This window comes from Okeania sp. SIO2F4 (genome assembly GCF_010672385.1).
In the GTDB taxonomy this organism is placed as follows: Bacteria; Cyanobacteriota; Cyanobacteriia; order Cyanobacteriales; family Microcoleaceae; genus Trichodesmium.
Genome location: NZ_JAAHGT010000302.1, coordinates 1 through 9904, shown reverse-complemented (window position 1 = coordinate 9904; position 9904 = coordinate 1). Strand labels below are relative to the sequence as shown.

Here is a 9904-nt window from a genome sequence, read left to right as displayed (position 1 = left end):
TCGTAAAGATACCCGTTTTATGCCAGCTTCTACATAATCTGGATCTGGCAAAACTTCTAAAAAATTTCCCCCTACAGAAAACAAAATATCTAACTTTCCATCTGCCGCATTATCAATCATTTCCGAAGCAATTAAACCAGGATGACTCGGTACAGAAAAACCCCAAAATTTACTCATAAATTCGGCATTTTCAGGATTAATTTTTCTCCCTCCTGGAAAAACGGTAGAATAACAACCCATTTCGGCTCCACCCTGCACCCCAGAATGACCCCGAATTGGCATCAAACCACAGCCTTCTCTACCAACAAAACCTTTAGTTAAAGCTAAATTAATAATAGCTCTAACATTATCTTCCCCACACTCATGTTGAGTAATTCCCATACTCCAAACAAATACCGCTTTTTCTGCTTTTCCAACCATTTTGGCAAAGGTATACATTTCATCACGGGTGGCTCCAGAAAAGCGTTCTAATTCTGACCAAGACTGAGCATCTAATGAAGCTTTTAATTCCTCAAATTGATTAGTATAATTATCTATAAAAAATTTATCTATCCAATCATTAGCAATTAAATGTTTAATAGTGCCATTGATAAATGCCATATCCCCATTAACATTAACTAAAAAGAAATCTTCGGCAAATTTTGTACCAAACAAAGCACTTTCTGGAATAGATGGCACCCAATAACGTTCCATCCCCGGTTCCCGGTAAGTATTAATAACAACAATTTTTGTGCCTGCTTTTTTCGCCCAGTGTAAATATTTAACAGTAACAGGTTGATTATTTGCCACATTTGAACCGATAAATACTAATAAGTCTGTACCGATCCAGTCTTTGTAAGAACAAGTAGTAGCAGCAGCACCAATAGTACTTTTCAGCGCTCCGGTGCTAGGGGAATGACAAATACGAGCGGCGTTATCAATATTATTAGTGCCGATCGCCCGTGCAGTTTTTTGGGCAGCATAATAAGTTTCATTGACAGTTCCACGACTGGTCAGGTAGAAACCCATCCGGTCTGGGTCAGTAGTTTTGAGGCGATCGCTAATTACTGTCAAAGCTTCATCCCAACTAATTCGGCGAAACCCTTTGTCGCCTTTGTCACGACGCATCGGATAAGGCAGTCGCCCCATTTCTAGAAGTTCCTTACTACTTTTATTTTGCAGTTGAGAAACATCTGCCAGTATTTCTGGGTTAAATGCTGCCATAGTATTCAGGCGCAATAGTCGGAGGCGAACATTGCATAGGTGAAACCCATCAAGAGTCCAGTCCTTCATACCCGTTGTACCCAGGGAACAACCGTCGCAGACTCCTTTGTTGAGTATTTCCCAAGCGTAGGGAAGTTGGTCAAAGTTTTCTATTCCAGCGCGGATGAGTTCCCAGTAGTTATTCGGGTATTGTTCGCCAATACCGAAAGGTTTCCAGCTTGCCCAGATTTTTGGGTTCCAGATTTTGTTTGGCTTGGGTAACATAATTTAATTAGCTAAGACGATGCTTTTAATTAGTTGACATCATTTGATTAATTCCTTACCACAACCTAGTCAATTTTTTCGATAAGTTAATATAATTTTAATATTGTTATGGCAAGTCCCAATAGCGGTTTTCAGTCTGGTGAGGTACATCAACGATCCCCCTAAATCCCCCTTTTTAAGGGGGACTTTCAGTTCCCCCCTTCTCAAGGGGGGTTAGGGGGGATCTCGAGGGGTGTACCTCACTAACCTGGGAAATGCTATATCAAAGTGTTGCGAGAAGACCCGCGCTCTCCCGTTCGCGGAGCCTAGCGGCAGCTATTAGGGGAGCGTCGGGATGAATCGCAATCAATGTTGAGATTTCACAAAGAATATGTTAAACTGCTGAATTGTTAGTTAGCTAGTAGTAAATGGTCGAGAAAGCATACAAATTCAGGCTCTATCCAACTCCAGAACAAGAAAACTTGTTAAGGAGAACAATAGGCTGTGTGCGACTCATCTACAACAAAGCCTTGGCTATTAGAACTCAAGCTTGGCACGAAAAACAGGAGAGAGTAGGATACAAGCAAACCTCGGCCATGCTGACTACCTGGAAGAAACAAGAGAATTTAGACTTCCTGAGTAAAGTCAGCAGCGTACCATTGCAGCAAAGTCTGAGACATTTACAAACAGCTTTTACTAACTTTTTTCACGCGCGTGCTCTTTATCCTAACTTTAAGAAAAAACGCAATGGTGGAAGTGCTGAATTTACCAAGTCCGCATTTAAGTGGAAAGATGGTCAAGTCTATTTAGCTAAATGTAGTGAACCATTACCAATTAGATGGAGTAGACAACTACCACCAGATTGTAGTCCCACCACAATAACAGTTAAACTTGACCCATCTAATAGATGGTCTGTGTCTTTAAGGTTTAACGACAACAGAGATTTAAAACTCAAACCACTCAAAAAAAGAGTAGGTGTAGATGTAGGTATTAGTAGTCTGATTGCCACAAGTGATGGCACAAAAATCAACAACCCTAAGTATTTTAATAAACTGTATAAGAAACTCAGATTATCTCAAAAATCTCTATCCAGGAAAACGAAAGGTTCAAATAACTACCAAAAAGCTAGACTTAAACTAGCTCGCATTCACGCAAAGATTAAAGATTCAAGGCTTGACTATACTCACAAGTTAACTACTCAACTCATTAGAGAAAATCAAACTATTGTAGTTGAGGACTTAGCAGTTAAAAACATGGTAAAAAAGCGGTGCGACCCCGCGACGACGCCAGTCGCAAGGGAACGCGCACCAAGAGACCATAAATTAGCGAGAGCTATTAGTGATGCTAACTGGGGAGAAATAGTTAGACAACTAGAATACAAAGCACAGTGGTATGGACGGGAATTAATCAAAATTGATAGATATTTTCCTAGCTCAAAAAGATGTTCAAATTGCGGGTATGTGGTAGATAAACTACTTCTAGATATTAGAGAGTGGGATTGCCCAGAATGTGCAGCTCACCATGACCGCGACATTAACGCTAGTATAAATATCTTGGCTGCGGGACTCGCAGTGTCAGTCTGTGGAGCGACCGTAAGACCCGAAGGGAGTAAATCTCGGAGGGCGGGTGCTATGAAACAGAAAGCCCCTAACAGTGATGTTAAGGAATCCCGCGCTGTCTCGTAGAGCAGCGTCGGGAGGATGTCAATCTTGGTAAGATACATAAGTTTGATAATAAAACTTTTGTATTTTTGGATAAATATTCTATAAATTTTGTAAATTGACTACAACCGTAGTATTTTGATCGGTTAGCATGGTAGAGAAAATACAAAGGAATAACTAACTTCAGATGGATACTTTAGGATATGTTCATACTTGGTTAACTTGGGAAGAGCAGCCAGAAATACCTAATATTCAGATCGATCCAATTTCTGGTTTAGTGACTTTAATTTTGCTCCTAACTTCTCTAGTTGACTTACATCCGGCGATCGCTGCAGAAATATTAAGAAGAGGAAGTCGAGGGGATGAAGTGGGTACACTTCAATATCAGTTAAAAGAATTAGGGTTTCAGGTTAAACAAGATGGAATTTTTGCTTCTGAAACTTATCAAGCAGTTATAGATTTTCAAAAGTCTGAGGGTTTGAAGGCAGATGGGATAGTAGGTAAACAAACTCGCAATGCTTTGTGGGAAAAAACCTGTGTGATGCAGAAGGGATGTCGAGGGGAAAGGGTGCGTTTACTTCAGAAGCAGTTGAATAATTGGGGGTTTTCTGTTGGGAAAGTAGATGGAATTTTTGGTCGGAAAACTTATGACGCAGTTATTCGTTTTCAGGAGTATCATGGTTTGGAGAAGGATGGTGTTGTTGACAAGAAGATGACTGAAATTTTGTGGAAACCAAAAAGTGAAATTTCTGCTTCTTCTAAGAAGAGTCAAAGTTCTCAAGTTAATATTAATGAATCTCCTGATGTAAATAGTGAAATTTCTGCTTCTTCTAAGAAGAGCCAAAGTTCTCAAGTTAATAGTAATGAATCTACTAATGCAGATAATAATAAAGAACTATTGAACAAACTATTACGATTAGTATTAGCATTGAATCAAGATCCACAACAATCAGTATTGAATCTAAATTCAAAAGAAAATTTTGAATTGATGAAATATGCAATTACCAATGAAAATATTGAAAAGGAAATTCGGTATCAGGCTGCTTACATTATGGTGAAACAAATAATTTCACAAAATGAAGAAAATTTTATGAAAGTTCCTGACTCCTGTAAAACAGACTTCTGTACAGAGAAATCTGATATTTATAGATTCAATACAATATCTATAGATGAAGATGATGATGGTAAAAAAATAGAATATGCAGTACCAATTGATTCGATAAGATTACTTTTCGATCGGGCAATGAAGGAAAAAAATAACTTGCCGGTTCGCTTTTTGATAGCTACTATGAGTCCATATATAAAACAAACTCCAACAGAGGATATTATTAATATTTTGATATCTGAACCAGAAACACAAGATTTATACAAAGATTTAAAAAATAATGATTATCATGATTATACAAGAATGTTGAATGCAGCTCTAATGTCATTAAATTTATTCAGTATAAATACTAACGATAGCAGTATTTTTAAGAAAACAGTAGCAGATCTAGAAAAAATCATCACGGAGAACAAGTATGTTGATTATAATAATAAGCATAATCCTTTGACAACAATGGGATTCATCGCTGCAACTGGTAACGATGAAGCTAGACAAAATCTTATTGGTTTTCTGCGAGATAAACAGAATTGGCAAAAAGGAGATGTTTATTCTCTAATTATTGCTACAGACAACAGGTCTGTGGCAGAAAAAGTTGTCTTAGAGTATCCAGAATTAATAAATCGTCTAAAAGACATTCTAAAAAATAATTCTAAAGAGGGATATAATGATAATGATTATGTTTTCGTGGATTATGTTACTAAAGTATTAGGGTTAGTTGGAGAGGAAAAATTCCTTTTTGATTTTTTACAGTCAACACGCAGCAATAAAAGTGTATCGGAGGAACTTAAGGTATCAGTTGCTACAGCTGTTTATAACTATTACGACAAAGAAAAAGGGTTAGAGGCTTTAATGGAGTTGTATAGAAAAAATCCAGAGATTGATAATGATCATACCCCAGCCTGTAAATTATATGTTATTGTTCAGCCATCAATGGTTGGTCAGCTATCAATAGAATATGTAGCCAACAATCCTTCTTTAAACGACTCTTTAAACGACTATATAGAAATAATTAAAGAAGCTAATGTATCTAAGTGCTATCGTTCTTCTATTAGACCTGAAGACGCTGGCTTGGAGTGGTTTGGCAATAACTTCCTAAATTACTTCGGTTGGTAATTAATTAGTTCTGAGAGACACCACAATAAATAACAAGAAGATGCAAGAAAAAAATCTAACTAGAAGAAATTTTAGTAGCTGCGATATCCGAAAATTTAACTTCAAAAATTCTATTCTTACAGAAACAAACTTCACTGATGCAATAGCTGGAATTCCAAAAGTAATAAAAGTCGGACTAATAGTTATTTTGTTATTTTTAGCAACTGTTGGAGGAATTATATTATCTTATTCAGGTCGAGGTATTGGGTGGATAGTCTCTGACAATAAATTATTTGTGGTTGAATTTGGTTGGATAACACTTACACTAATAGCACTTTTTTTTATAGCTGTTCTTCTTAGGGTAGAATTCAGAGGTACTATAGTCTTTTCAACTATTCTATTTGTTAGTGTTTTGATTCTTGTATTAGCTCTTAGCCCAGAAGTCAAATCAGTCCTTAAACCAGCAGCATCAATTTTAATGGGATTCTTGACTTTTATAGGTGTTATTGCAGGATTTTCATTTTTAGTTGAAATTAGTCTAATGTTAGAAGTAATAGGAAGCACTAATCCTAACCAAACGATTTTTTCAGGTTTAGGTGCAGTAGCTATTATGTTGGGTATTGGCTGCGGAAACTTTATGTATCTTGAGTCTCTCCAACAATTAGTTTCAAGTTTATTTGTGAGTCTTTCTTCCTTAGCAATAATAGTTTATGTCAGACAGGAAGCTTTAGCGGGCGACAAAAAATATTTATTTTTTAAATCTCTGGCCATAGCTCTGTGTTCAATGTTAGGAACAAACTTTCGGAAAGCCGACTTAACTGATGCTAACTTTATCGGTGCAATTTTAGGAAATACAGACTTTAGAGAGGCAAACTTAACTCGTACTTGTTGGTTAAATGCCAAAAACTTAGACAAAGCTAGAGTCAAAGGAACTTATTTAGAAAATAAAAAAATTCGTCAACTGGTTTTAAGTGGAGACGGAAGAGAGCAAAACTTTGACGGTTTGGACTTACAAGGGTGTAATTTACAGCACGCGGACTTAACTGATGCAAGTTTTATTGGTGCAAACTTGACTAAAGCTACTTTAGAAGGGGCAAACCTCACACGAAGCAAACTTGTTAAAACCCAACTTTATGCTACTAACCTAACAAATGCAATATTAACAGGTGCTTGTATTGAAGATTGGGCAATTTCTCTAGATACCAAACTAGAGGGAATTAAATGCGAATACATTTATATGCGCCTAGAAACCAAAGAAGACCCCGACCCTTGGCGCAAACCAGACAACCGCAAAGAAATTTTTCAAGACGGTGATTTTACTGATTTTATTGCCCCTATTATCAAAACTCAACAACTTTATCAAACTCAAAATGTAGACCCACGGAAAGTAGCAGAAAATTATTCAATTTTAGATATATTTCACCATGAAGGAGTAGACCCCAGTGCCGCAGCAATAGCTTTTCAAAGATTAATAGAAAAATATCCAGAATCAGGATTACAAGTTCTTTCAATTGAAGGGCGAGGTAATGATAAAATTCACTTTCAAGCCCAAGTTAGTGATGATGTTAACCGTTCACTTCTTAGTCAAGAATATAATGAAATTTATCATCAAATAAAATCAGGAAGTTATCAAGATTTACTAGCACTTTTAGCAGGAGTAGCAGAAAAAGACAAACATATTATCGAACTGAGAAATTTATTAGAAACAGCCTTAAAGCAGAACAGATTTTATGTTCAAACCTATCAAGAAACCAGGAATATTGAAATCAGGAAAGGTGATTACCGAGAGACATCTGTTAATGATCAAGGGAGTTATGTAGAAGGAGATTCGATTCAAGATTTCCCACAGCCAGAAAGTTAATATAAAATACCCAATATTTTAGGGATTGCTTCCCTGTAGTCGCAATGACATAGTTAAATTTAACACTTTTATAATTAGAGGCTGTTTCAAAAGTTGTTGATACATGATCGGGAACTTTTAAAACATCCTCTTATATCATATAATACGGTAGCTTGGGTTAAGCGGTAGCGCAACCCAACAAATACAATACTATTGTTGAATACAATACTATTGTTGGGTTTCCTGACTCAACCTAACCTACAAAATACCAGTTTTTATTACAAGCATTTAACAGTTAGCGCAGCTCCCCTGGAAGGGGCACATGATATTACATATATAAATTCCTAACTTTTAGTATTTTGCCACTCTTCCAAAGCACCAATCACAAAACTTGCTGCCGGATGATTTAAAACTTGCTCAAAAACACTCACACCACCAGCTTTTAAAGCACTAAAAACCCGATTCATCAAAGCAGGATTAGTTTCAATTTTCTCAATTACTTCCCCTGCTATTTTCATATTTCCAGTCATTGTATCAGTAGGGTTATTTTTGCTTAGTTGTTCCAGCAATTGTTGAATTTCATTAGCAGCATCAGCCAGGTTTTGTTTTTCTGCGGAATTATTATAGTAATCTCCTTCAACATAACTTCCTTGGTCATTAATAGTTGTCTCACGATAATCACCAGTTCCAATGTTTATATTACGTTCGCCAGTCATTGTTTTATCTCCTTGATTAGAAGTATTAAAATCTGATTTATTACGAGGTATAAAAGTCACAGTTTTAGGAGTTGAATTTTCCCTATTTTTAGCAGACAACTGAGGAATTAACTCTTGAGGTATTCCTGCAATCATAATAGCATTACATCCTAACTGATAAGCAAAATCATAAGTTTGTCCAGCTCCTAAAGCATCATAAAAAGCCACAGCAAATTCAATCGCAGCCCTATCATCTATAGTCTGACTCATACCAATCACATAATTAATATATTTAACTATTTCTTGAGCTTGATATTCTGAATAACAAGCATTCAGAACAACACATTCTACCTGTTCCGAAAATAATTGAAAAAGTCCGGCAATAGCTTCAGTATCAACTAATTTTTGATATCCGGTTTCATCCTCAAAAACTAGACCATTTTCCCCTGTTCCATGTCCGCTAAAATGAACAATATTCGGTTGATAATCTAAAATAGATCTACGAATATCTCTATATCGAGTAGCTTCCGCAGATTCAATTAAAAATAAATCTCTAGAAGGCGATCGCCTCAATCCTTCTTTTATTTCTCGGATTTCTTCATCTAATCTTAAAGGATTTGTACTTTTAGGATTAGCTGATAAAATTAATATTTTCCGATAAGTAGCATTATTATTCATAAACTAATACCTCCTGGAAATAAACATTTTTAGCTTTTGTGTGACTAAGGATTTATCTTTGCCATCATAACCTTAGTTTCCTTGGAACTTCCTTCTCTCTAAAAGTTGCTGTAGTTTTTCATCACTAAAATCATTAATAACAATACTCGCTCCTACTTCTAATAAAGATTCAGGTTCATGGGTAGAAGCAACTCCTACTGTATAAATTCCTGCTCCTACTGCCGACTTAATTCCAGAACGGGAATCTTCAAAAACAATTGCTTCTTCTGGGGAAATTTCCAATTTTTCTAAACATAATTTATAAGGTGCTGGATCTGGTTTTCCCACAGTCATTACTCCACCTAATATTACTAATGGAAAAGTATCTGTTAGCTGCAAAATTTCTAGCATGAATTCAGCATTTTCTGGAGGTGCATTTGTGACAACTGCTTTCTGGAGTTTTTGCTTTTCCACCCATTCAATAAATTCTAATAATCCTGTTAATGGTTCTAAGTTTGTAGCGATTTCTCGAAATTTAGCTTCTTTATAATCTGCTAGTTCTTCTACTTCTGTAGTTGATAGGTGTGGTAGTAAATCTTGAATAATTGCTGGATTGGTTCTACCACTAATATATTGTTTATAAGAGTTATGGTCAATTGCTACTCCGTGATTATTTAAAATTTCTTTCCAGGTCTGGTAATGTAAGGGGTCTGTATTTGCTAGGGTGCCATCGAGGTCGAACAAAATTGCTTTGAGCATCTTATTTATTTTGGTAGATAATGTTTACTTTTGTGGTTCTGAAAAGAGAATTTTTCAGAGAATTGAGAATAGTTTGAGCTTTTATTGCGTATAGCGCAATAAGAACTTTTGCTTAGTATTTTCTAGATTTCTGGGAAATTGTCGAAGGGGAGGAAAAGTTGACTCTGGCAATAGTATCAGATTTCTATTTCTGAATTTGTCTCTATTGCGTATAGCGCAATAGAAGTTTTTGCCTAGTATTTTCGGATTTCTGGGAAATTTTGGGAAGGGAGGAAAAGTTAACTCCGGCGGTAGTATCAGATTTCTATTTCTGAATTAGTATTTTCGGATTTCTGGGAAATTTTGGGAAGGGAGGAAAAGTTAACTCTGGCGGTAGTATCAAATTTCTATTTCTGATTTGTCTCTATTGCGCAATACGCAATAGAAGTTTTTGCCTAGTATTTTCTGGTTTCTGGGAAAAATTTGTCGGGGGTGGGAAAAGTCAACTGTGGCGTTAGTATCAAATTTCTATTTCTGAATTTCTCTCTATTGCGCAATACGCAATAGAAGTTTTTGCCTAGTATTTTCTGGTTTCTGGGAAAAATTTGTCGGGGGTGGGAAAAGTCAACTGTGGCGTTAGTATCAAATTTCTATTTCTGAATTTCTCTCT

General features: G+C 36.2%; 6 protein-coding genes. 3 read left to right on the top strand and 3 right to left on the bottom strand.

The genetic code is table 11. The features are described from left to right. On the bottom strand, positions 1–1467 hold a 1467-nt coding region (locus F6K22_RS19280), incomplete at its 3' end, for a molybdopterin-dependent oxidoreductase (protein WP_293101275.1). A gap of 407 nt (positions 1468–1874) precedes the next feature. On the opposite strand from F6K22_RS19280, the gene F6K22_RS19275 reads away from it, so the two are divergent. From F6K22_RS19275 to F6K22_RS19265, 3 genes are all read left to right on the top strand, one after another. Then, positions 1875–3131 carry an RNA-guided endonuclease InsQ/TnpB family protein gene (locus tag F6K22_RS19275; protein ID WP_293101272.1) on the top strand — a complete coding sequence of 419 codons (1257 nt, stop codon included), beginning with the start codon at positions 1875–1877 and terminating at the stop codon, positions 3129–3131. Positions 3132–3294: 163 nt separating this feature from the next. Then, positions 3295–5325, top strand: coding sequence for a peptidoglycan-binding domain-containing protein (locus F6K22_RS19270; RefSeq protein ID WP_293101269.1), 2031 nt, complete (start codon positions 3295–3297; stop codon positions 5323–5325). A gap of 40 nt (positions 5326–5365) precedes the next feature. Further along, complete coding sequence (locus tag F6K22_RS19265) at positions 5366–7165, top strand: pentapeptide repeat-containing protein (RefSeq protein WP_293101267.1); 1800 nt, start codon at positions 5366–5368, stop codon at positions 7163–7165. A gap of 323 nt (positions 7166–7488) precedes the next feature. Here F6K22_RS19265 and F6K22_RS19260 read toward each other — a convergent pair whose 3' ends face one another. Beyond that, the gene (locus F6K22_RS19260; protein WP_293101264.1) at positions 7489–8517 is read right to left on the bottom strand and encodes a CHAT domain-containing protein; all 1029 of its coding nucleotides are present in this window, start codon (positions 8515–8517) and stop codon (positions 7489–7491) included. Between the two features lie 72 nt (positions 8518–8589). Continuing rightward, positions 8590–9255 carry an HAD family hydrolase gene (locus F6K22_RS19255; RefSeq protein WP_293101261.1) on the bottom strand — a complete coding sequence of 222 codons (666 nt, stop codon included), beginning with the start codon at positions 9253–9255 and terminating at the stop codon, positions 8590–8592. Between the last annotated feature and the right edge of the window lie 649 nt (positions 9256–9904).